At 40.8% G+C, this 24,839-nt stretch carries 23 protein-coding genes and 1 pseudogene; 6 read left to right on the top strand and 18 right to left on the bottom strand.

What is annotated here, in order from left to right; translation table 11 throughout:
• Positions 1-177 precede the first annotated feature (177 nt).
• Complete coding sequence (locus CVN76_RS19525; RefSeq protein ID WP_100532691.1) at positions 178-1,305, bottom strand: 2-methylaconitate cis-trans isomerase PrpF family protein; 1,128 nt, start codon at positions 1,303-1,305, stop codon at positions 178-180.
• Positions 1,306-1,447: 142 nt separating this feature from the next.
• Between CVN76_RS19525 and CVN76_RS19530 the strand changes: the two genes are divergently transcribed.
• Positions 1,448-2,311 (top strand): LysR family transcriptional regulator, encoded by an 864-nt coding sequence (locus tag CVN76_RS19530; RefSeq protein WP_100532692.1) that lies wholly within the window; start codon positions 1,448-1,450, stop codon positions 2,309-2,311.
• A 224-nt stretch (positions 2,312-2,535) separates the two neighbouring features.
• Positions 2,536-3,846, top strand: a complete 1,311-nt coding sequence (locus CVN76_RS19535) for a CitMHS family transporter (protein WP_100532693.1) — start codon at positions 2,536-2,538, stop codon at positions 3,844-3,846.
• A gap of 84 nt (positions 3,847-3,930) precedes the next feature.
• Here the strand turns inward: CVN76_RS19535 and yyaC are convergent, their stop codons facing one another.
• Entirely contained in the window at positions 3,931-4,446 is a 516-nt protein-coding gene (yyaC, locus tag CVN76_RS19540) for a spore protease YyaC (RefSeq protein ID WP_232732360.1), read from the bottom strand.
• Positions 4,447-4,515: 69 nt separating this feature from the next.
• Positions 4,516-5,643 (bottom strand): AbrB family transcriptional regulator, encoded by a 1,128-nt coding sequence (locus CVN76_RS19545; protein ID WP_100532694.1) that lies wholly within the window; start codon positions 5,641-5,643, stop codon positions 4,516-4,518.
• Positions 5,644-5,795: 152 nt separating this feature from the next.
• On the opposite strand from CVN76_RS19545, the gene CVN76_RS19550 reads away from it, so the two are divergent.
• Together CVN76_RS19550 and CVN76_RS19555 are read left to right on the top strand one after the other, a co-directional pair.
• Positions 5,796-6,668, top strand: coding sequence for a LysR family transcriptional regulator (locus CVN76_RS19550; RefSeq protein ID WP_100532695.1), 873 nt, complete (start codon positions 5,796-5,798; stop codon positions 6,666-6,668).
• A 756-nt stretch (positions 6,669-7,424) separates the two neighbouring features.
• Positions 7,425-8,339, top strand: a complete 915-nt coding sequence (locus tag CVN76_RS19555; RefSeq protein ID WP_100532696.1) for an iron-hydroxamate ABC transporter substrate-binding protein — start codon at positions 7,425-7,427, stop codon at positions 8,337-8,339.
• 53 nt (positions 8,340-8,392) lie between these two features.
• Here CVN76_RS19555 and abc-f read toward each other — a convergent pair whose 3' ends face one another.
• From abc-f to CVN76_RS19590, 6 genes are all read right to left on the bottom strand, one after another.
• The gene (gene abc-f, locus CVN76_RS19560; RefSeq protein ID WP_100532697.1) at positions 8,393-10,024 is read right to left on the bottom strand and encodes a ribosomal protection-like ABC-F family protein; all 1,632 of its coding nucleotides are present in this window, start codon (positions 10,022-10,024) and stop codon (positions 8,393-8,395) included.
• Between the two features lie 350 nt (positions 10,025-10,374).
• A complete protein-coding gene (locus CVN76_RS19565) occupies positions 10,375-11,640 on the bottom strand; it encodes an MFS transporter (RefSeq protein ID WP_100532698.1) in 1,266 nt (421 codons plus the stop codon).
• Between the two features lie 3 nt (positions 11,641-11,643).
• Positions 11,644-12,246 (bottom strand): PadR family transcriptional regulator, encoded by a 603-nt coding sequence (locus CVN76_RS19570; RefSeq protein ID WP_100532699.1) that lies wholly within the window; start codon positions 12,244-12,246, stop codon positions 11,644-11,646.
• Positions 12,247-12,495: 249 nt separating this feature from the next.
• Entirely contained in the window at positions 12,496-14,001 is a 1,506-nt protein-coding gene (locus CVN76_RS19575) for a malate:quinone oxidoreductase (RefSeq protein ID WP_061140203.1), read from the bottom strand.
• Positions 14,002-15,107: 1,106 nt separating this feature from the next.
• Positions 15,108-15,725 carry an NUDIX hydrolase gene (locus CVN76_RS19585; RefSeq protein WP_100532701.1) on the bottom strand — a complete coding sequence of 206 codons (618 nt, stop codon included), beginning with the start codon at positions 15,723-15,725 and terminating at the stop codon, positions 15,108-15,110.
• A 64-nt stretch (positions 15,726-15,789) separates the two neighbouring features.
• Positions 15,790-16,308, bottom strand: a complete 519-nt coding sequence (locus CVN76_RS19590; RefSeq protein WP_100532702.1) for a histidine phosphatase family protein — start codon at positions 16,306-16,308, stop codon at positions 15,790-15,792.
• Positions 16,309-16,467: 159 nt separating this feature from the next.
• Between CVN76_RS19590 and CVN76_RS31480 the strand changes: the two genes are divergently transcribed.
• A complete protein-coding gene (locus CVN76_RS31480) occupies positions 16,468-16,692 on the top strand; it encodes a hypothetical protein (protein WP_442857589.1) in 225 nt (74 codons plus the stop codon).
• 170 nt (positions 16,693-16,862) lie between these two features.
• On the opposite strand, the gene CVN76_RS19600 is transcribed toward CVN76_RS31480, so the two are convergent.
• The 6 genes and pseudogenes from CVN76_RS19600 to CVN76_RS19625 form a co-directional block, all read right to left on the bottom strand.
• Positions 16,863-17,291, bottom strand: a complete 429-nt coding sequence (locus tag CVN76_RS19600) for a DoxX family protein (protein ID WP_100532703.1) — start codon at positions 17,289-17,291, stop codon at positions 16,863-16,865.
• A 73-nt stretch (positions 17,292-17,364) separates the two neighbouring features.
• The gene (locus CVN76_RS19605; RefSeq protein WP_100532704.1) at positions 17,365-18,219 is read right to left on the bottom strand and encodes a M56 family metallopeptidase; all 855 of its coding nucleotides are present in this window, start codon (positions 18,217-18,219) and stop codon (positions 17,365-17,367) included.
• Entirely contained in the window at positions 18,216-18,632 is a 417-nt protein-coding gene (locus tag CVN76_RS19610) for a BlaI/MecI/CopY family transcriptional regulator (protein ID WP_100532705.1), read from the bottom strand. Before CVN76_RS19610 ends, CVN76_RS19605 begins: the two co-directional genes overlap by 4 nt.
• 199 nt (positions 18,633-18,831) lie before the next feature.
• Positions 18,832-19,137, bottom strand: coding sequence for an NIPSNAP family protein (locus CVN76_RS19615; RefSeq protein ID WP_100532706.1), 306 nt, complete (start codon positions 19,135-19,137; stop codon positions 18,832-18,834).
• Positions 19,138-19,170: 33 nt separating this feature from the next.
• Positions 19,171-19,701: a topology modulation protein gene (locus CVN76_RS19620; protein WP_100532707.1), complete on the bottom strand. Its 531-nt coding sequence runs from the start codon at positions 19,699-19,701 to the stop codon at positions 19,171-19,173.
• 150 nt (positions 19,702-19,851) lie between these two features.
• Positions 19,852-20,895, bottom strand: a pseudogene (locus CVN76_RS19625) (alkene reductase); the annotation flags it as partial.
• Between the two features lie 257 nt (positions 20,896-21,152).
• Between CVN76_RS19625 and CVN76_RS19630 the strand changes: the two are divergent.
• Complete coding sequence (locus CVN76_RS19630; protein WP_100532709.1) at positions 21,153-21,995, top strand: alpha/beta fold hydrolase; 843 nt, start codon at positions 21,153-21,155, stop codon at positions 21,993-21,995.
• Positions 21,996-22,200: 205 nt separating this feature from the next.
• Here CVN76_RS19630 and CVN76_RS19635 read toward each other — a convergent pair whose 3' ends face one another.
• From CVN76_RS19635 to CVN76_RS31865, 3 genes are all read right to left on the bottom strand, one after another.
• On the bottom strand, positions 22,201-23,646 hold the full coding sequence (locus CVN76_RS19635; RefSeq protein WP_100532710.1) for an MDR family MFS transporter: 1,446 nt from the start codon (positions 23,644-23,646) through the stop codon (positions 22,201-22,203).
• Between the two features lie 58 nt (positions 23,647-23,704).
• The gene (locus CVN76_RS19640; RefSeq protein ID WP_100532711.1) at positions 23,705-24,277 is read right to left on the bottom strand and encodes a TetR/AcrR family transcriptional regulator; all 573 of its coding nucleotides are present in this window, start codon (positions 24,275-24,277) and stop codon (positions 23,705-23,707) included.
• Positions 24,278-24,482: 205 nt separating this feature from the next.
• Positions 24,483-24,575, bottom strand: coding sequence for a putative holin-like toxin (locus CVN76_RS31865; protein WP_220126990.1), 93 nt, complete (start codon positions 24,573-24,575; stop codon positions 24,483-24,485).
• Positions 24,576-24,839 lie beyond the last annotated feature (264 nt).

Raw genomic sequence — 24,839 nt, forward strand, 5'->3', positions numbered from 1 at the left:
TTATCATGCATAAATCCATGTTTGGTTAGTGGTCATAAAATTTGGCGTAGCGAAATTGGAGAAGCTAGTGATGACACCAGCGGGTACGGATTGATTAGAACCTGCGAGCATAACACATCGATGGACACTCGATGCGTCGTCTTAGCAAGTGTGTTTTGGGTTTATTGAGTTAACTATTCATGCCAATTGGTGAATAAGTTCGTAATTCCTTTTCGTGTACACGTATCCTTCTAAGATGATCCTCGCTGTGCGTACAACTTTTATGGCGCGGATATGTCCTGCCAGGAAGTCAACCTTGGTTTCCATTATACCTGCCGGGTGGGCCAATCGGAGAATTTCGTGTCTAATATTCACCATTTCAGATAAGATCGTTTCCTGTAAGTACGCTCCGGCAGTTGTACAGATAGCCCCTGTAATGGCAAGCGCTTGATGAGGCTTTTGCATGGACATCATCCTGATCACCAAATCCATGTCTTCCGCTTTCCTTTCCGTTCCTGTTACATCTATATAATCCATTGGAGGGGCAATGATGGTCATTTTGGGCACAGCAGGAGATTTAATCGTTGCAGTTTTCCTATCGGAAAATTGACACATTTCAGCTGCAATGGCGCGGATTTCTTCCAGTTCATTTAGTTTTTCCTGTGAAAAGTCCGCAGGCAATTCGCTTCCGACCAAGCCGATATCATGAGCTCTGACAAAAACGAGGGGATTTGCGACGTCAATAATCGAAACAGGGATCAACCTGTCTTTAGTTTTGATCATGTCGATTGGGTTTCCTGTAGGGAAAATCTTCCCGGTTACAGCCCCTTCTGCACGATTAAAAGAAAGGTATACAGGTGACCCCGTCCCAGGAACGCCTGGAATGGAGCAGGCTCCCTCTGTTTTCACTTGTCCATTTTCAACTTCCACTTCTGCTGTAATCAATTTTTGTGTATTTTTATTAAAAATCCTAACCGTTGTAACAGGTTCGATTGCCGGAACTAATCCTTGCTCAATGGCGTATGGTCCTACCCCGGATGATATATTCCCACAATTCCCTTTAAAATCCACCATCTGATTATCTATGCTTATCTGGGCGAATGTGTACTCCACATCATGATCCAATGAATCTGACTTCTTGATGATCGCTGCTTTACTAGTCAATGAATTAGCTCCACCAAGACCATCAATCTGTCTATGGTCGGGACTGCCCATTACATCCAGTAAAAACGCTTCCCACTGTGACGGATCGGAAGGCATATGTTCATAATTGAAAAAAACCCCTTTACTTGTACCGCCACGCATCAATACTACTGGTATTTTCATTACATTAACCACCTTTATAATAGTATTCCAGCACTACCAGTTCCTTTGAAAGTATAGTATGATAAATTGAATTATAAGTAAAATACATATTTTTTTTAAAAAAACAAAAAAAAATCTTATAATCAACAAAGAGGTGTATAGTATGGACGAAAAAGATTGGACAGCGATAAGGGTGCTTTATGAAGAAAAAAGCATCACTCGTGCAGCAGAGCGTTTATATATTTCTCAGCCTGCATTAACATACCGACTTAAAAACTTGGAGAAAGAGTTTGGAACTAGTATTTTCTTTAAAATCAAGGGTGGTATCGAGTTCACTTCTGAAGGGATACATTTAGCTGGTTACGCAGAGGAAATGGTCAAAAAACTGCAGCAAACCAAAGATTATATGTTGAATATGCAAAATGAGGTAAGAGGCACGTTACGGCTGGGGGTTTCCAGCAATTTCGCCCAATATAAGCTTCCAAAATTATTGAAAAGTTTTTCTACCCAATTCCCTCATGTCCAATTTAATGTCAATACAGGATGGAGTACGGAAATTATGCACCTTCTTGATTCTTCGAGTGTCCAATTGGGCATTTTACGGGGGAATTATGAATGGTATGGGATTAAAACGTTGCTGCATAAAGAAAGACTTTGCTTAATTTCTAAAAAACAGGTGGATTTGGATAATCTGCCGGAACTTCCGTTCATCAATTACAAAACTGATAGTTCGCTAAAAAACTTAATTAACGGCTGGTGGCACGACAGGTTCTCGGAACCTCCGCTAGTTACCATGGAGACAGATCGGCAGGAAACGTGCAAAGAGATGGTTAAAAACGATCTTGGCGTTTCCATATTGCCGGAAATATGCATGCAGCCAGCCGATAACTTGCATACGTACGGATTATCCTACAAAAATGGAGAACCTGTATTAAGGAATACGTGGTTAATGTATAACCAAGAAGCATTAAAGCTATCTTCCGTTAAAAACTTCATTGATTTTTTAAATAAAAACGCCACTCTCTGAACATATGGCACAATGAAAATGGTTCCCCCATTTTCATTGTGCTTTTTATTTTTTGATATTGGATTATAAGTTTTTTTTTATAAAAACATTAAAAATCATGTATTTTACTTATTTTAAATTTTGTAATATTCTAAAAAAAGAATGAGGGTTGGAAACTATAAGACTGGTTTAATTTTTGTAGCTGATTCATTTTGTAAGCGATTTCTTTATAGGAGGGGAATATCATACTTACTTTTCTTGGTGTTTCAATGGTCGTCATCTTCACTTACTTAATTATGTCCAAACGTTTGTCTCCGGTTACAGCCTTGACGATTGTCCCAATCATTTTTGCCCTCATTGGCGGTTTTGGTTCCAAACTTGGGGATATGATGCTTGAAGGGTTAAAAGTTGTTGCTCCTTCAGCTGCCTTGCTATTGTTCGCCATCTTGTTTTTCGGAATCCTTATTGACGCAGGCCTATTCGATCCGCTTATCAAATGGATGTTGAAAATCGTGAAGGGAGATCCAGTGAAGATAGCAATAGGAACTGCCGTGATAGCCATGACCGTTGCTTTGGACGGTGATGGAACCACGACGCATATGATTACGGTTTCTGCCATGCTGCCGCTTTACTTGAGGCTTGGCATGAATCCCCTTATTCTTGCTACGATATCCATGCTTTCCGTAAGTATCATGAGTGGGATGACGCCTTGGGGAGGCCCTGCCACAAGAGCGATAGCCTCTTTAGGTTTACATGCAAATGAGTTCTTCATTCCGATCATCCCAACCATGCTGGCCGGAATGGCTGCCATTCTTTTTACTGCCTATGTACTTGGAAAACAGGAACGTAAGAAGCTTGGCATCGTTCAAATCCATTACGCTCCAGGAATGAAAGTAGCTCTTGATGAGGCAGCGGTCGCTTCCGTCATGCATGATGATGTAAAGCGGCCAAAATTAATCTGGATCAACCTTATCTTAACGCTTGCGGTCATGGTCGTCCTGGTAATGGGATTAATACCGGTACCCGTTTTGTTCCTGATCGGGTTTGTGATTGCTTCAATGATCAATTATCCGAATCTAGAGCAACAAAGGGAACGGGTCATGGCCCATGCTGGGAACGCCATAACGGTAGTAACATTGGTCTTTGCCGCGGGGATTTTCACGGGGATTTTTTCAGGCACTAAAATGGTTAACGCGATCGCAAATTCACTAGTCGCCATCATTCCAGATTCTTTGGGCTCATTTTTCCCTTTGGTCGTTGCCTTGACCAGCATGCCATTTACATTCGTCTTATCCAATGATGCTTATTACTTTGGGGTTCTCCCCATCCTTGCTGAAGCAGGTGCTGCGTACGGAGTGAACCCGTTGGAAGTTGCCCGGGCTTCGGTACTGGGCCAGCCGATACATTTTTTAAGTCCGCTCGTTGCTTCGACTCTTCTAATAGTAGGTATGGTGAAAACAGATATCGGTGAACTGCAGCGGTTTGCATTTAAATGGGCCCTTATTTGTTCATTAATCCTCATCATTGTTGCTATTTTGACGGGAGCTATCACATAATCATCCAATTTCCCAGGAAAACGGGACTGCCGCATAACCCATTTGAAAAGGTTCATGCGACAGCCCCGTCTACATTATAGGATCCTAATTAGATGCTTGAATGATTATTTTCACGATTCTTTTCGCCAAATTCATGACCGTGTATAGTCGGGTATCATTTAAAAATTGCATCGTTGGCAACGGATCGATATAATTGACCATCCCCACGATATGATAATCCCCCACTTCCGGCAAAACCTTTTTCAAGGCTTTTCCAGGTACAAGCGGTCCCGCGTTCAGGAAAACATCCCCCACTTGGTTTTGCTCGCCTAAACAGGCATCCACACTAATAATAAGTGGCTTTTTAAACTGTTTATTGATTTCTTTTAATGTTTCCTCCAAATTAAATGCATGTACAGGTTTTTCCAAAGTGCCATAAACACGATACGGCACTTGTTGTTCTTTAAGCATCGTTCCCACTAATGGGCCTAAAGAATCCCCTATGGAACGGTCGGAACCTATGCAGAGAAAGATGATATTCTCGTATGGATAACCGGAATTCCGGATTATCTCTTTCATATTTAAAGCCAATCTATCTAAATTTCCATTGTGAAGTTCCACAGACCTCTGCTCCTTTTTATCGTGATTCTCTATAATTATACGGATAAATGAAAGCAAATGTATGCAGAATTAAGCAGATGTTTGGGAGTATATATTTTTTGCCTGACCCCAATGATTCAATAGCCGGAAGAATGGCGGCAATATAATGCAGACGATTATAATTCGGAGTACTTGCACAGCGATGATGAATGTAGAATCTGCATCCATCAGGATCGATGTGGTTGTCATTTCAGCAATGCCGCCAGGAGCGAATGCAAGAACAGTGGTAATAAGAGCGATCCCCGTTACTTTTGAAACGATAAAAGCACACATGATCATCGAAAAAATAAGACCTATCGTACTTAATAAAGCCACGATTATCGTCCGCTTCAACCCTATGAACATGTCTCTTTGGAATCGTCCGCCAATACTGGATGCAATGAACACTTGTGATACGATCATCACTGCATGCGGCCACCATGAAACGATATCATACCCCATATAAAATGACGCCGATGATTGAAAAATGGCTACTCCGACCATGCTCCCGATTAACCATGGAGCTGGAAATTTAAGATACTTGGCCAATTGATGCCCGCTGCTTGCAGCCACTATTAATAGCATTGTCCAAAGCATCTTTCCCATTTCAAAAGTTGCGGCAGTCTGGGAGGGATAGATGACCTGAACGGCATGACTGCCTGGCCATGAAGAGACAATGAGCGGAATAATGAGGATAACCAAGAAAACACGCATGGTTTGAATGATGCTGACGACGGCAGTATTTGCCCCTACTTCTTCCGCAATTCCTGGCATGGCGGACAATCCGCCTGGAGCCGTTCCAAAAAAACTAGTCAGCATATCCGTTTTGCTATATTTCCATAGAATAAAACCAGAAAGTAAAGAAAAAATGATAGATATAAGAAGCATGAGGATAATGGTCTTCCAATGCTCCCTGAAAATATGTAAAAACGACAAATTTATTTTCTGGCCAAGTTCAATTCCTAAAATGCACTGCCCTATTAACAGCCAATATTTAGGAACTCCCTTTTTATTTTCAGCTTGATTCAGTAATGATGGCCTTAAAAATGATAATAAGGCTGCCGCCAGAAATGTACCAATCATCCAGCCAATGGAGAGGCCGGTCAAAGAGAGCAAAAATCCCCCCATGCTACTTAAGGCTATAAACCAAGCATTTAAAACAAAAGTGTTCCATTTCATATAAACAGCCTTCTTTCATCCCTAATAAAGATTACCCCGCTAAATCCAATTCATATTACAAATATAGTATAATCGTAGAAATAAATATAATATTGAATTATTATATTTAACCATAAAAAAAAGTTATTTCTAATTCATTGGGGGTGAATTTTATGGATGAAAGGGACTGGATCGTTCTCCAAACTCTTTACAATGAGAAAAATATAACAAACGCAGCTAGAGTATTATATCTTTCACAGCCTGCTTTAACGAATCGATTGAAAGCGATGGAAAAGCATTTTGGAGTTCGGATCGTCAACAGAGGCCGCCGCGGCATTCAATTTACGCCGCAGGGAGAGTATTTGGCAAAAAGCGCTCAGGAAATGTTATGGCATATCCAAAGGATAAAAGAAACGGTTTTGAATATGGAGGATCAGGTTTCGGGAGTATTGAGATTAGGCGTTTCGACTTTCTTTACGGATTATAAACTCCCAGGGCTATTAAAACTTTTTAAAGCTCAGTATCCTGATATCGAATTCAAGGTAACAACAGGATTGAGCAGCCGAATTACCCACTTGATGCATAATCAAGAAGTTCATATCGCCTTTGTAAAAGGAGATCACAGATGGAATGACCAAAAGAAATTGCTCTTTGAAGAAAGTATTTGCATCGCTTCTAAAGAAGCAATTGATATCCGCCTCCTTCCCACCTTGCCAAGAATCGATTATCAGACTGACCCATTACTAAAGAACGATGTTGATAATTGGTGGGCAGAAAACTATTCCCAACCTCCGCTAGTCAGCATCAAAGTCGACAAAGCTGATACATGCAAAAAAATGGTTGCGAATGGGCTAGGTTACGCAATCATGCCTACCATGATATTGAATGATCTGGATGATATCCACAAAATTGACATCAAAACAAAAAATGGGGAAAAGATCATCCGTAAGACCTGGATGTATTACCATGAACAATCTTTGGAGTTGAATATTGTAAAAGCGTTCGTTGAATTCATAGACGGGATTGACTTGCAAACCATTTCATAATCCATATTGCAAAATATCGACCATAAAAATATCCGACGTGGTACAGGCCACTTTTCTATTAATGACGGGAAAGACAATTTCGCTATAAACGGGAAAGATGGCAAGACAAACTGCACTGCCTCATCGCTTTCCTTACATCCCTTAATCGTTCTATGTAGGGTCGATGGCCAAGATCTTTGATGGAGCAGACATCACTTGGTTCATTGGCTTAGCTGCTATATCCAATTTCTCATTTTGAAAGAAATTGAATGCAGCTTTACTTGACCGTACAAAAGATCGGCACCATGAATTCCTTAAAAGAAAACAAAATTAAAAATGCCAAGTAATCTATAAAGGATTTTTTTAAAAAATAGAGAATGAACAAATGATCAATAGAGTAACAAGGAATACTTTATTACACTATGTCTTTTTAATGAAGACACGCTCTTCATAAAATAAGAACTGCCCCAGCAAGTCCATCATTGAAGAAAGCAGCACCTGTTAGTAACTTTCATTTTTTCGTAAGATGGACTAGCTGAAGGTACACTCCTTTCTAGGTTAATAGCTAATCCAAGCAATAACCTGCCCTTCATGAAGCTACGGATGAACCTGCTTAAGAGCCCTTACTTCAAATAGTTTAGCAATCTAATAATTGTTATTGACAATGATTATCATTCCTATTAATATTTGAAGTAGTCTTTGAAAATGACTATCATTATTATTTACAATTATCTGTATGTTTTTACCTATACTAAAATCAGCAAGGAGAAAATCAATATGAAAAAGCTTTTCATCCCATTCTTACTGTTGTTCGTACTTATTCTCAGCGCTTGTGGGAACAACGAGAAAGCGAACGAAAGTAAAGAAGACAAGTCTAAAGCGGAAACGGTTACATATCAATCAGAGACAGGCCCTGTCAAGATTCCTGCAAATCCAAAAAGAATAATCGCTCTTTCCAATGGACCTAATGTTCTAGCTTTAGATGGAAATATCGTCGGGATTGATCAATGGACGAATATGAACCCCCTTTTTAAAGATAAGCTAAAGGGAGTCGAAGTCGTATCAGAGGATAACCTGGAGAAGATCATTGAACTTGAACCAGACCTTATCATAGCTGGATCGGAAATGAAAAACATCAAAAAACTTAATGAAATTGCCCCTACTGTCGTATTCACGTGGGGAAAATTGGATTATTTATCACAGCAAGTCGAAATCGGAAAACTCTTAAACAAAGAAAAGGAAGCCAAAGATTGGGTTAATGATTTCAAAGAGCGTGCAAATTCTGCCGGAGAAAAGATACGTGCAAAAATCGGTGAAGATGCAACCGTTTCTGTCATTGAAAACGATGCTAAGGAATTCTATGTGTTTGGAAATAATTTTGCACGCGGAACGGAAATATTGTATCAAGCAATGAATTTGAAAATGCCTGAAAAAGTAAAAGAAAAAGCACTTAAACCAGGCGTTTATACACTATCATCCGAGGTGCTTCCTGAGTATACCGGAGATTATATCATTTTCAGTAAAAACCCTGATGTTGAAAATTCATTTGTGGGCACCGAAACATGGAAAAACATACCTGCAGTCAAAAACGGTCATATCTTTGAAATCAATAGTAAAGCATCGACCTACAGTGATCCGATCACTTTAGACCACCTGCTAGAGTTTTTCGAAAAATCTTTTCTTAACAGCTAATATGCAAAGAAGGAATTCTTATTAAAAGAATTCCTTCTTTATTTTTGTTTTCGTTACGAAAGCTCTTTTATTTGTTTCGTAAGCTCTTTGAACCGGAGGTCAAGTTCGGCATAGTCTTTTTTGTTTGGTGTCATGAAGCTTAGCTTCCCTAAAACTTCCTGCCTTTCCGTTTCAAGCTGCAGGCGCTTTTCTTCCTTATTATCTTGTTGCGGCGCCACTTCATTCAATTGTTTGTGCATTTCATTATTTTCAATGATGATTTTTGAAGTTGTGGTTTTTTCCAGGAAATAGCGATCATGCGATACGACCAATAATGTACCATTGTATTGTGCTAACGTTTCTTCAAGCTGTTCACGTGAAGCTAAGTCAAGATGATTCGTTGGTTCATCCAAGATAAGGACATCCTTCTCTTCCAGAATATATTTCATTAGCTTACACTTCACACGTTCCCCCATGCTCATATTCATAATGGGCTCTGTCCATTGAGAAGCCATGAATCCTAAATGCTTCATTAAATTTTGAACGTGTCCCCTCTCTTCAAATGTTTCTTTATGAAATAATTGTTCAGGTGTTTGAGCAAGCGGCAAGTCGAAAACCTCTTGTGTTAAATAACCAATGTTTGCTGATGGTGAGATCCATATGTCCCCTGCTGCCTTTTCCTGCCCAACGATCAATTTCAAAAAAGTCGTTTTCCCGCTGCCATTCGCGCCAGAAATCGAAACCTTATCTCCATGCTGGATCGTAAAGTTGGAGTCTTTAAAAAGAGTTCGCCCGTCAAATGATTTCGTTAAACTTTTCACTTCCAAAAAGCGTTTTCCCACTTTTTTATTTGCAGTCATTGAGAAGCGAACGGTATATTCTGATTCAAGGGGTTCGATTTTAATCTTTTCGAGTTCTTTTTCAAGCCGTTTTTGTTTCGACTTTACTTGTGCATCCATCCGCTTGGCCTTTACACGATAGAATTCTTTGGGGAATTCTTTTTTTGTCGATTGTGCGTGCGCTTTTTTAGACCAATTTGTGAGCTCATTCATTTGCCCTTCAATGCGTTCAACCATTTTTTGCTGTTTGTCATATTCTCGTTGCTGTGTTTGCCTTTTCTGTTCACGGAATTTCATATAACTGGAATAATTACCTTTGTGACTGATGAGCGTTTTATTTTCGATGGACCAGATTTTTGTTGCAACAGCATCCAAAAAATAACGATCATGTGATACAAGAATAACCGTACCTTTTAAAGCTTTTAACTGTTTTGTGAGGAGATCTAAGCTCTGTTCATCAAGATGATTTGTCGGTTCATCCAATAATAATAGGTCTGCATCTTGTGCGAATCCTCTTGCAAGTCGCGCTTTCAATTTTTCTCCGCCGCTTAACGTTGGGAAGTCAACATTTGGAACATGCCACTTTTCCAATAATTCCCCTTCCTTAGGAATGACGGCGTCAAAGGAATGCGACTCGGTTTCTTGTTCAACCATGGTGACTTTAAGATCGTTCACGATTTGTTTAATTTGGCCTTCAGTCGGTGAATCGTCATTGTTCAGCAACCGCAGCAACGTGGTTTTTCCAGCACCGTTTTTTCCGATGATGCCAATGATATCACCTTGCTGCACCGTCACATTCACCTTTTCAAAAATCGTATGATCCTTTATTTCAAAACATATATTTTGTAATTGCATTAATTCTTTCATTCGAATCCACCCTTTTTGTAGGGAGAATAAAAAAATCCTCCCAATTATTTTGGAAGGATTAGTCTCATTTACCGCACTGAAATAAGCTATCTCGCTTTACAGCTCTAAATAGCTCAAGAGATGATGGAAAAATGGGCAGACTAATCCTATATTATTATCATTCGAAATATAACATTTCAAAATCTAAAAATAAGATTAGTTATCCATCGTCCACCCATCATCCCTTTCCATTTATAGTTAATTAGATTTTAACACTTATGAACAAATATCGCAATGAACCAATGACAGGGAATTCGCCTTTTTTATGAATTGGCGGGAACTCCCAAACTGATGCAACATAAAAAAACGTTTTAAGCCTGGAATCGTTCTTCGCGAATTTCTTTTTGATCGCTGATTCTTCTCACGATAAAGATGAGGACAAAAGCTCCCAATAAGCAGGTTGCCCCTCCTGCTCCCATCAAGACAAAAGAAACTCCGAGCCACTTGGCGAGAAGTGATCCCAAAGCAGGGGCAATAAGCATGGAGAAGGTTTGTACTGAGGTGGACGCAGCTGAGACTCTTCCCATCATTTGCTTAGGTGTCTCCGATTGTAAAATAAACCCATAGGGGACAGACTCACCTGAACCCATGAAACCAAGGAAGAATGCGCCAATCACCCAGGCTAAAACGGGAAGCTGTACAATTTCCATACCGCCAAGGCCCATTATGATGATTAATGATCCGCTAAAAAGAAATGCAATTGACATCAAATGAATCGGTTTTCTTTTCCAATGAGTCCAGCTGCCCATTAATAAAGAGCCTGCCACACTTCCTAAACCTACAGCACTGATCAGCAATCCAAAATTCCCTTTCGTGAAACCTAGATTTTGCGCAATAAATACAAACAGTCCGTCGTACAGGAAAATGATAAAAAATGCTACAGAGGAGAGGATAACTGAGCTTTTTAATATTGGGGTATGTGAAATGTGCTTAATGCCCTCCAATAGTTCTTTCCAATAATGTCCGTCATCCCTTTTTTTATTTTCAGCAAGATGTTCTTTTTCATCCATGTTGGGAAGAGTTAATAAAAACAAAATGGCGATGAAAAAACCTGCAGCTTCAAATAAAAATGGGCTTTTTGTTCCAAACAACAATATGAGGCCTCCCCCTAATGCAGGACCAATGATTTTCATCGAATTAACGGAAAGCTGGCTAAGTGTTACCGCCTCAGGAAGAAAGTCGTCAGGTACCGTAAACCTAATCACACTTTGTCTCGCAGGATCGTAAATGGCCGATACCGTTCCTTTCAAAAATACAAATATTAAAAGTATAGAAAGGTTAGGGGCAAGAAACATCCCTCCGACAAACATGATTCTTAAAAACAAACAAATGATCATCATTTGCTTTTTGGGTAGGCGATCGACAAATACACTTGCAAAGGGACCTATGATGACCCAAGGAAGCCCCAATGTAATGATCACAGCGGCGATGGCTGTTTCATCCAGCCCCCAATGATAAGCAACAATAACTTGTAAAGCAATAAAATCAAGCCAGTTACCCAGATCGGAAAATAGCTGAGCTCCAAACAATGATCGAAATGGACGAAATTTTAAAGGCTCAAATACCCCAGCTTTCATATGTTATTTCCCCTTTTCGCTTTGGCCTCTTCGTCTTGCTAGCAGTTTTTCAGTGTTTCCATTTGGATCCTGACCTTTTGGAAGTTGATTATTTTCCAATGCATGTATGGATTCTTCTATCCACTTCAACTCAGCCTCAAGCCGTAATTCAGCATAGCGAATGGACAACATGCCAACATCACTGATGTAAGAAATACCATTAGTGGGCCAAGCTTTTACAAATCCAAGCAATTCTTCGGTCTTCTCTTTTCTTTTTAGGAGATGACTGATTAATATTGAGCTTTCCATATCTTCATGCCAAGTGGACATCTTCATTAACAATTCATCTCTTATAACGGGATAGGCAGGAGGGAGCTGCAGCCAGTTTTCAAACTCCTGCCACCCTTTTGCGGTAAGTTCATAAAGTTTCTTTTTTCGTCCTCCTTCTTCTTGTTCAATGGGATGAACAAGCCCTTCTTCTTCTAATTTCTTTAATTTCGGATAAATACTTCCATAACTCATTCCCCAGTATAGGCCGGCAGCTTTATGCTCAAATTCTGCTTTAATATTGTATCCTGTGCTGGGCCAAAAGCTTAATACAGCAAGAATTGATTGTTCAATTGACAACTCAACCCATCCTTTCCACATATAACCACAATATATCAATATGATATGTCTATTTAGAGAGATAATCAACCGTATAATAAAATATTTCAACCAATTCGCTTGTATATCCCTGCCCGGTTTACTCAAGTCACTTCATCATCCATGTAAGGCTTTTACTAATAATCAACTATTTCTGGAAATGACGTTAATGCAAAAAAAGAACCTTCAATCCACTAACGATTGAAGGTTCCGTTTTTTGATTACCAAAAATTAACTATAAGCTAATTCTTTTTTTTTGCTTAGTCCAAGCGCCTCGGCTGTTGAAGAATGAACTTCATTCAGAAGCTCTGGATTATCCATAAGTGACATTCCATAAGAAGGAATCATTTCTTTTAATTTTGGCTCCCACTCTTCGATATGTTGCGGGAAGCATTTTTTGAATACCTCAAGCATGACGTGCACGGCAGTGGAAGCACCTGGAGAAGCTCCCAATAATGCTGCAATCGAGCCATCAGCGGCGCTAACGACCTCCGTACCGAATTGAAGCGTCCCTTTGCCGCCTTCAGCAGTGTCTTTGATGACCTGCACACGTTGTCCAGCGACCACTAAATCCCAATCCTCGCTTTTGGCATTCGGAATGAATTCTTTTAACTCTTCCATGCGCTGTTCTTTCGATAACATGACTTGCTGGATCAGGTATTTTGTCAATGACATTTCTTTTGCGCCTGCTGCCAGCATGGTTAAAAGATTATTTGGTTTAACCGATGTGACTAAATCGAGCATTGAACCTGTTTTTAGGAACTTCGGAGAGAAGCCGGCAAATGGTCCAAATAGCAACGATTTTTTATTATCGATAAAGCGTGTATCCAGATGCGGAACAGACATTGGCGGAGCACCGACCTTGGCTTTTCCGTAAACTTTTGCATTATGCTGTGCAACAACTTCTGGATTGTTGCACACCATGAAAATGCCGCTTACCGGGAATCCGCCGATGTGTTTTCCTTCAGGAATGCCGGATTTTTGCAGTAAATGCAGGCTTCCGCCCCCGCCGCCGATAAAGACGAACTTGGCCGTATGGTGTTCGACGTTGCCGTTATCGACATTACGCACTTTTAATTCCCATGAGCCATCGTCAGTCCGTTTCATATTATCCACACTATGTTTATATTTAATATCGACGTTTTTCGTCTTTAAGTGATCGAACAGCATATTCGTCAATGCGCCAAAGTTGACATCCGTTCCAGTGTCGATCTTCGTAGCCGCTATCGCTTCTTTCGATTGACGATCTTGCATGATAAGCGGAATCCATTCCATCAGCTTTGCTGGGTCATCGGAAAATTCCATTCCTTTGAACAATGGATTGTTTGATAATGCTTCAAAACGTTTCTTTAAGAACGTTATATCTTTATCTCCTTGTACCATACTCATATGTGGCAATGGCATGATAAAGTCCTCTGGATTTTTTATCAGCTTCCTGTTAACAAGATAAGACCAAAACTGGGTTGAAAGCTGAAATTGTTCATTGATTTTAATGGCTTTGCTAATATCTATAGATCCGTCCGGTCTTTCAGTTGTGTAGTTTAGCTCACACAGGGCTGCATGCCCCGTTCCCGCATTGTTCCACTCGTTAGAGCTTTCCTCTCCTGCGCTTTCAAGCTTCTCAAACACTTTGATATCCCATGCCGGTACTAATTCTTTCAGAAGTGTCCCCAAAGTGGCACTCATGATTCCGGCGCCAATTAAGATGACGTCTGTTTTAGTTTCTCTGTTGCTCATTTTAACCTTCCTCACTCCCTATTTTTGCAGAAAGGATGTAGGCGCTCCTGCATAGGCGTCACACCAAGTCAAGGCGTGACTTAGTCACACACCTTTTCTGTCTCAATTATACCCCTATAATAGTGTAATACAATTGTTAATAGAATAAAATAACTACTATTATTATATTGCTAAAATTTAGTTTGATGAGGTAATGCTTTTATGCAAGAAAAAACTGCCTTACACATTGCCGCACTCCCTAAAACTCAAGCGCCGCCAGTTCGTGAAAGCTCTTATTGAAATGCATTTTCTTTCATTCGGTTTCCTTACCTATATATATATTACCATTATGCACCAATTTCAAACTTTCATGATGTAACCGATCTAGCCAAATCCTGATACATATCAGTTGCTCTTTGAGTTTCCTTCGCTTGATTTGTACCCGTTACGCGAGCTTTCTTTGAATCAACATAAGTGTTCGATTCATAAATCCATGAATCTGATTACTATTATAACATTTTTATTTAAGAAAACGGATACAATCGCACATTCAAAAGGCCACCATCTGGCGGCCCTTTATTATTACTAGCACAGCAAACCATTTTCCAATCCTTTTGTGACATCATATCCAATGTGCTTTGAAAATAAAATATCCAGGGATAAACTGTCGTTTCATATCCCTCCAAAAATTCAAATTTCATTTCTTGTTAAATCATGACGGAACATATTGGAGCCTTTTTTATAAGCCCTGCCTGGATCTTCATCATCAAATGCGCTCATGTATAGTAGCCAATTTTCTGCTGTCTCACCCTGTCAATCATGATTCTACTATCATTTTCAGGGGAGAGATTTACGTCAGAAGGTATTGATTAACAATATTTTTTCCAGTTTAAGCTCGAACGTTCGAACAATGCTGTTTTGCAAGGTCCAAGCAACGTTCCACCGCCGTTGGCGACATATCGATCCTCTCAACGGCATGCCCCTTTTTTGGATAGTAAAAAGTATTTCTTCCTTCTCCGCCGCTATTTTAGGTTTCGTTATAGCCACTCTCGACACGTTTTCCTATTAACCCTTGATACCCAATTACGCCAAAATGATTCCTTTCTTAAAAACAAATACAATGCGGTTTAGTCAAAGTAGACGGGTCGATATGGTTTCCTTACACTCTTAAAAGCCATCTCGATTTGTGCTTGTGTATTCCGCTCTATGGACAATACCGGCAGTGCATTTTCAGCAAAAAAACCGACTGCGCTTGTTTCCACACCTTCCCGTGGCTGACCGCCAATCACTTCACATTGAATGAATATTTTATAAACGTGATAAGAAGAGGGCGGATGCGGATGGCACTTCTTATCAAGTACCCCCAGCAGCCTAACGGCTTTTACATCAAATCCTGATTCTTCTTTCACTTCCTTAACTGCGACTTCACCCGGAGTATACCCGATATCAGCCCAACCACCCGGCAATGCCCAGCGATCATCGGTTTTTTCCCTTACCATTAATATTTTTTTATCCTTGAAGACCGCAGCCCTGATGTCCACTTTTGGAGTTGCATAACCCGTTTCGTTTGCGAACAGATCCTTTATTACGGCCATATCCAATTCCGTCTGCTGCGCTAATATTTCAATGCTTATATTTCTTAATGCTTCGAATCTCTCCAAATCATAAACATCTTTTGAATACGCTAATCCCGCCTGGGCAATCGATTGAAGCTGTTTCGCCCATTCAAGCCATTTCGGTTCCATCCGTCATCACCACCGATTATTAATCAATCACTAAAGGTACCCCCATGCATCTCAATTGGTACCATTAATCCAGATGACTGGTACTGTTTATAAACCTTATAAGCTTATATGGATGTTCCGTATATTCAAGAAGATGTATGCCTGTATTATTGGAAACGAACCAAATATCATTCATATCGTTTGGTACTTGCAGAAACCTTGCAATCAAGTTTGTTATCATTCCTCCGTGGGAAATGACAGCAATCCTTTTATAGTTTGCACTGTTCTCTTTAATAACGGATAAGACACGTTGAGCCCGCATTGTGAAATCAACTTCACTCTCCGCCTCTTGCCTTTCTCTTAAATCGTCCAAAAATGACACCGGACATTTAATGGTATCGGATAACATTTCTGCAGTCTCACTAGCACGAAGCAAGGTACTTGACCATACGAAATCGGGTGGAAACTCAACAGATACGCGTCTGCACATTTTTTTCACTTGTTCCATTCCATTGGAGGTTAAGGGTAAATCTGTCGTTCCTTGATAATCTTCTTCAAGGAAATCGTCTTCTGACTCACCATGTCTAATTAATAATAGCTGCAAGCTTACACCTCATTTTTTGTTTAATCCGTCCCTTTTAATCATTCGATTTACCATCAATAAAACCTGCATAAAAATAAAATTGCAATTCACTAAAACATCAGGAATGCAGGTGAATAGGACAACCTCTCTTTGTCATACCTTTTAGAAAAAGAGTAGGATGTGACATTGCTGGATATGGGGAAGGATAGTCAAATCGTCTTTTATGTAATAACTGGCTCAACAATAAAAAGGTTTTTCCTACTGGACCTGATTGTTGGGACCGGAATTTATTTCACAGTCAAGTTCATTTCATCCAGCGTATTGATCGCGAGCATTGGCAGTTTCATCGGAACGGAAGGAATCAAGAAGGCGCCGAAATATCTTAAAAAAATGCAATGGAATTGATATTTTTTGCTCCCATAAAAAAAAGGTGTGCAGATGATCATCATCCTCTTTGGATGATGATCATCTGCACAACTCCTGCTTCTCTATATACACTCCACGTTCTCTTCCCCAAATGCTCGATCAGCAAGACTGGCTTCAAACATAGGTCATAGTGTTGCTATGGCCTATCTTTAACTAGCAATGGGTTTAGAATCTTGTCCTTTTTTATAGGTAGGTAATTTAGAGTCCAATGACATGAATCGGCTTCCATTCAAGACTAAGTGAAGGGCAATCATCATGAGGACAAGGTCCATTTCGAATCCCGCCCCTTCCTCATTCCCCATAAAACCTGCCGGAAGTTTCACATAAATAATTGCACCCGCCATGATGAAAACAAGGAGAACAGAGATTACTCTTGTGCCAAGCCCCGCAATTAAAGCTAAGCCTCCAGCCAATTCGATTGTTGCAACTGCATAAGCCATAAATCCCGGAATGCCGATACTTTGAAACCATCCGGAGATGTTATCCAATCCGCCTTGGAATTTGGACAAACCATGCATAAAAAACGTAACACCAAGCATCACCCTTAATAAAAACGTACCGATTTCTTGTTTATTCATGAGACATCCCTCCTTTATTTCATTCACACTACGAAGTGTAGTGTAATAATCCAAAAAAATCAAGTGAAAGTCATCAGACAATCACTATCGTCATACCCAACAGTATAAGCAAAACATATATAGATACAAAAACCGTGGTGAAATCAGCCCTCAATGGAATGGCTTCATGCGGATCGACTAGTTGCATGAGCCGATAATTGACTGCTTCATTGGAAAAGTGCACACGGACAGGAGCGGTATTATCAGCGCAGCAATATTTGATTAACTTCAACAATGCTGCACTTATGCTTAATTCTGTCCCCATTTTATTTATCGCATGCTCATCAGCTAATAATTCACTCATTATTTTATAATTCTTATAACACCATTTTGTCAGTGGGACGAACCATAGTGCTTGAGAAATCAACTGCAGGATAAAGATTACTAATGGGTGATAATATTTTTGGTGAAAGGATTCGTGTTCCACCACCGCTTCTAGCTCGTCAACGTCCAATAACTCCAATAAACCGGTACTGAAAACAATGAACGGATGCCTGAATCCAACCGTAAAGGCAAGAGGTTCATCAGCGTTCACCACTAAGATTTTGTTGTTGACGTGTTTGAATTTCTCATTCATCGACGTTGTCTTTTCATCGTTTTTGGCGGAGGATAGCTTTTGTATAAGCTTCCTCGATAAGAAAAACTGCTCTGCAATTTTGAATATCGTGTTCAAAACACTGTGGGCGATTACAATATTGAGCAAGGTGATGACAGCAAAATAGTATACTGTCCCTTCCTTGAATAGACTAAAGCAAAATTTAAAGAAGTTTGCTTTAATATTCACCCCAAAAAGGATTTGCACCAAAAACGCGCCCATTTGGCTCCAAACTGCACAGGCGATTAAAAGGCTCAGGCTTACGACGAAGTAAGACTTTTTCTTCCACATCATAATTTACCCTTTTTTAAAGATTGAATCTTCCGTTCCAATTTTTCAATTAGACTTGGATCGGCGTCTTCCATGGCATCAAGCATATGGCTTATGACCGCCCCTCCAAATTCATCAAGTAAATTTTCGGTCAGCTTCTTTGACTGCTCTTCTAAAAACTCTTCCTTTGACTGCACAGGATGAAATAATGAAAGCCTTCCTTCAGACCTCTTTTCAAGAACGCCTTTTTCAACCAGCCGGTTCATGACTGTCATCACAGTATTGAAATTGAGGGGCTTGTCTTTCTCCAAGCACTGCTGGACCGCTTTAATACTATGCTCATTCTTCTGCCATAAACATTCCATTATACTCGCTTCCAATGGTCCGAAAAAACGATTCAGGCCAACTTCATCATATTTAAAATTTTTAATATCCATCTTTTACCCTCCACTACAAATTGTAGTGGAAAAATTTGATAGAATCAAGTTTCACTTGTAAGATTTTTTGGAACGGCTTCCAAACCAGATTTCGAATGAGCTATCCAACTTGAACGAATATATAAAGATCGAACGATAAATCAGCAAAAAAAGGCTGCGGCGGCAGCCCCCGTTATTGAAGTGAAAACTTATTCATGGCTCATTCGAATACAGGACGCATGAAGCTTCTTTCATAGCTAATGATGCACTTCGTTTCCTCTGCGTATTTATATGCCGCTTGACACTCTGCATCCAAGCCCATTTTTACCCGGTATTCTTCATAGGCCGCTAGACTCGGAAAAGTGAATAATGCATAAGCAATATTATTGGCACCCTCATGCGGAAGGAAATAACCTTGATGTGAACCGCCTAGTTTATTCACCAAGCGGATCCACATCTTACCGTACTCTTCGAACTCAGTTGCTTTGTATGGGTCGATCACGTATTTCAGATAGCATGTAACCAATGTCCATTCCTCCTTTCTATACCTATTTCCCTATCATGTTTGCTCATTCCTTCCATTCAAAAAATATCCTTCAATTTTTTGCTTGCTGTCCAAGATGACGATGACCTTGTCAGGCTCATTCCTTCGAATCTCAGCAAATCTGTTTTTCATGCTTTTCTTGCGAGAATGGTAGGTTGTAATGATGAATTTAAGGAACGGCCAGTCCAGTTTTTCTTCACACCCTTCACACATATCAGGTCTTGTTTTTCCACTATTGATCAAGCGGCGCTTTAAAACACGATACAGGCACACGTGTAGGGGGAGTTCTAAATAAAAAATCGTGTCGGCATGCTTCAAGCGTAAATCGATGGAATGACTATAATTGCCTTCCATGATCCACTGATCTTGAGTCAATACTTCCTGCTGGGCAGCTAAAAAATCCTCTAGCGGAGCCTCGACCCAATCAGGTCTCCAGTAAAATGTATCCAAATGATGGACATCAATATCCAACATGTCCCCAAGCCTTCTTGCAAAAGTGGATTTACCGACACCCGCGGATACACCCATTACCATGATCCGTTCCATTGCCTGCCTCCCTTGCATGTTGAAATCATTAGCGGGATAAGCAATATTGCTTACCCTTCAGTCACATCAGAAAAGGCGATTCCCCTGAAATGGAGAATCGCAAATGGAAAGGGGCACTTATGAAACGCCTGCTCCGTTCCTATTTCTCTATTAGACCAATTGAGCTAAATGTTGCTTTGCTTCGTACTCAACAAGTTCTTCATCCTGCTTGATTTTTGTCAGGTAATCTGGGTTGGCGATGAGCGGACGGCCTATTGCAGCAACATCGATGATTCCTCTTTCCAAAGCGGCTTCCGCTGTTTTAGGATCAAATCCACCGACACCCACTATCACTCCATCCCAGTGTCTGCGCACCAATTCATGCAAAGTCGCTCCTTTGGCAATCGGTTTGGTAAATTCCATCGTGGACGGATGAATCATTTTGACTCCCGTTTCTTTAAATGCTTCAATAAATATTTTTATCGCTTTCTCTGGATCTTCCCACATATATGTTGGCTGATCGATTTTAAAAGCGGAAAAACGGATAAGGGTCCGGTCCGCTCCTACCTCATCGATGACTGCATTTAGCACTTCCTTCATGAAAGTCAGGCGCTCTTTTAAATCACCGCCATACCGGTCGGTTCTTTTATTGGACGTGTCGGAATTGAACTGGTCGATTAAATAACCATGCGCACCATGGATCTCAACGCCGTCAAAGCCAGCTTCGATTGCATTTCTTGCCGCTTGTTTGTATTGGTTCACAACTTGTGCTATATCGGTTTCAGTCATTTCCTCAGGTACATCGAATGGCTTTCCGAATCGTGAAACTTTTCCTTCGGCAGCGATGGGCGATGGGGCCTGCGGAGGAAGCCCTCCAGCAATTTCATGGTGGCTTGCACGGCCGACATGCCAAATTTGCGCAATGATCGTTCCGCCTTCAGCGTGAACAGCTTCCGTCACCTTTTTCCATCCATCGATTTGTTCTTGCGTATACAGCCCGGGAACACCAGGATTTCCCTTTGCCCTTGGTGATATCACTACACCTTCTGTAATGATGAGCCCGATGCCATCTTGGGCGCGCTTTCTGTAATATTCTACGATTAGGTCATTCACAACACCCGTTTCGTTTTCGGCAAACGACCGTGTCATCGGAGCCATCGCTGTTCTTGTTCTTAAATTCCAAGCACCAATCGTTACAGGCTCAAAAATTTTAGTCAGTAATTGATTCATTTAAATTCCTCCTGTTAAGCGCTTTGTTTTTAATACTAGCTGCTGCAAGTACCTTTCATTGTGTAAGATTATCGGAAAAGGGCTTAATATTCAAATAATTCACTCTAGTTTCCGCACATTTGATAAAATATGGGAGTAAGGACCACTGAAATACATTTATTCCGTCATAAGCAAGAGATGTTTGTCATCGTTGATATTGTCCAATTCACCTGAAATCTTAAATTTCATAAGGAGGGAATTAAATGTGGAAGCGTCGAATGATTAAAACCGCACGCGGTAAGTTCGAGGTATTTGTTCAAGGCGAAGGTGAACCAGTTTGCATCACTCATTTATATAGCGAATTCAATGATCTTGGTTACTATTTTGCTGATGCATTTGTAGATGATTTCGAAGTGTATCTTGTGAATTTGAAGGGGGCAGGATGCTCTACCAAACCGGCGATGGACACAGAGATGAGCATGAAAGAATCAGTAAGGGATTTAGAAGCAATTAGGGAAGAATTGGATTTGGAGCAATGGGGGTTTGCTGGGCATTCAACTGGGGGCATGCTCGGTTTGGTCTATGCAACCTGCTTTCCTGATTCCCTCTCCAAGGTAATGGTCGGAGGAGCGACCGCTACAAACAAATATATGGAGCATGAAGGAAGTATGTACAGCCCAAGCAGTCCGCTTAATGAGAGGTGGAAAGAGATATTCTCTATTTTAGCATCTTCCGAACAAACGATCGATAAAAAAAGAGCTGCCAGAAGAGAATGGACGGACATGTCACTATACAATAAAGGGAACCGAGAACGATATTTCCAAAACCCTTCCAGCGGAAAGATAGTTCAAAGGAGGTTAGATTACTTTTCCTTTAATGACTTGCCTCATTTTGATATACAAGACGAACTAACTGAGGTTGGAATTCCTGCTATCGTTTATTGTGGCCGGCATGATGCACAATGCCCTCCCATTTTTTCGGAAGACATGGATGCCCGATTGAAGAATTCGAAACTTTATATTTTTGAAGAAAGCAACCACTTCCCTTATCTCGAAGAAAATGATAGGTTTATCACCATGATATCAGACTTTAGGAGAATGAAATGATTCAAAGGCCCAGATTATTTTGAGTCCATAACGCGGGAGCTCACTTATCAGGGATCTCCCCCTGGACCTTGTTTCCGCGGGAGTCCCGCATTGCAGAAAGGGCAGATCATTTACCATGGCTAAGGCCATTTAACAAAAAAAGATGCCGCCTGCAAAATACAGACAGCATCTCCTTCAAGTGGCCTAGCTTTTCTATGAAACATCCTTAGATTCGTGCTTGTTCTTCTTCGCGTGCCGTTTTGATAAAGAACGAAAGTATCAAACCGGCGATGGCAAGGGCAAGACCGAAAATGAAGGCATCCTGAACTCCTGCCGTCAAAGAACCGCTAATGGCTGAAGGATCCAGTGGATCTTTCACATTGGCGATATAGTTTTTTTGGGAGGCTGACATGATGGTAATGGCAACCGTCGTACCAATGGCGCCCGATACTTGCTGCAACGTATTCATGAGTGCCGTGCCGTCGGGATATAGATTTTTCGGCAGTTGATTCAGCCCGTTAGTCTGGGCAGGCATCATGACCATCGAAACACCAATCATGAGGAAGGTATGCATGGCGACTACCCAGATGATGGACGTTTCAGTCGTTACGTTCGTCAAGGTCCATAACATGGCTATCATGATAATGAAGCCTGGAATCACTAAGCCTCTTGGGCCGAACTTATCAAAAATCCGGCCTGTTATCGGTGACATGATACCATTAAGCACACCACCCGGTAAAAGGACAAGCCCGGCGGAAAATGCAGCTAACGCCAGCCCGGTTTGCAGGTATAGCGGTAAAAGGATCATCGAAGACATGATGATCATGAATGTAATGAATACGGTCATTACCCCTAATGTGAACATGGGATACTTAAACACCCGCAAGTCGATCATCGGTTTATCCATGTTGAATTGTCTTACGGCAAACAAGAATAAGGCTATAAGACCTACAATGAGCGAGGAAAGAACGATAACATCCCTCCAGCCTTGATCTCCTACAATACTAAAACCATAAACGATCCCCCCAAAACCGATTGTCGATAAGATTATCGAAGGAACATCGATTTTCGGCTTGGTGATGGTGGAAACGTTTTGCATAAACTTGAGACCAAAGAGCAATGCTATCACAAAAAACGGTAAAGATACCCAGAATATATAGTTCCATTTCAAATTTTCGATGATCAAGCCTGAAACCGTCGGGCCGATGGCTGGTGCAAACATGATTACTAGCCCCATCAATCCCATCGTTGCTCCCCGTTTATGAATTGGGAATATCACCAAAATGGTATTGAACATGAGCGGCAATAAAAGGCCGGTCCCGATAGCCTGAATGACACGTGCGAGCATCAAGATGCCGAAGCCAGGTGCTAACGCTGCAATGAGCGTCCCGATGATGGAAAACAACATGGCTGCAATGAATAGCTGCCGTGTACTGAACCATTGAATCAAGAGCCCGGAAACCGGAACCAATATCCCCAAGGTCAATAAGTAACCCGTTGTCAGCCATTGCACGGTGGAAGGGCTGATGGTGAACTCCTGTATTAAGTCCCCGAGCGCCATATTCAAGGCGGTCTCACTGAATAACCCGATGAATCCTGCAATTAAAAAAGATATTAAAATAGGGGTCGTCCTTATGGCGGGACCCTGCTGCTGTGTTGCATTTGTGGACATAAAATGAATTCCTCCGTTTGCTGACAGTATTACCTAAGCTGATTATTTTTCTTATGACTTATTTAGTTACCAACAATAATGGGATTTGTTCAGCTATCGCTTTTAGCGGTTCCCCATTTTTCGCCGTTAAAGAAAGAAGGATGCCACCTTCAATTAAGGCATTAATGACGATACTCAATTCCTTTGATCGTTTCTCACTGTAGTTCGCCTCAAGTAATTTCTGCACATAAATGGCTTGCCAATCCGCCATCGCCTCTTGGCAGGCTGTTCTTATCGGCTCGCTTGTCGTAAATGTTTCCGCCGCTATCGTCCCGATCGGCAGTCCCAGTAGATTTTCCGTTTCGCCAAAAAGTCCAGATAAATGAAGGATATGGGCCTGGATCGCTTTAATCGGGTCTTCAAACTCCCCAAATCCACGTTCAATTTCTTCTATGACGATTTCTTTTGTATGATTAACCGCTGCAATCGCCAATTGCTCCTTGCCTTTCGGGAAATAATGATAAAGAGAACCTTTAGGAATCCCACTTTCCTCTATGATGTCTTTAAGTCCAACACCATAATATCCGCGTATTCGAAAAAGTCGTGAAGCAACCTCAATAAGAATGTCTTTTGAGTTTCTTTTGCCTTCCATAGCTGGATCACTCCTAAAAAAATTATATCAACCGGTCTATAGGACTATACGGATATATCACCGTTTTGTCAAAGCTGAAAGCTTGAGAAACGCTTGGAATGGCGACAAAAAAAGAACACCTCATATTGGTGTCCTCTTTACATTTAAGTGAATGAACGAAATATCGGCACAGCCCTCTGTCCTACATGAACTTTTTCCAATGACGTCAAGGATTCTTGTCATGATTTTTAAAATCAAGAATAGCAATTACAAACATGCCAAAGCTAAGCATCAGGGAAATAACTTCGAAAGTACCCATTCATACATCGCCTCCTTACATCAAGCTTTTCCTGATCGGAGATTGTCCTATACAAGAAAAACATGAAGCGGCGGCCATTACACAAAATATTTTTTAATAAACGCTGCACCTATCCAAGTTATTACAAGGGATAGGCGTTTTGCCGAAAATGAGATGGATTTAGTTTTGTATCTACCATGTTGATTAATGGATCAAGCTTTAAAAGCGAAGGAGCGCCATTCTTCTCATGAAAAACCTCCCCAGAACCCTTTTTGCCATTGATTA

The organism is Bacillus sp. mrc49, from assembly GCF_002803435.1.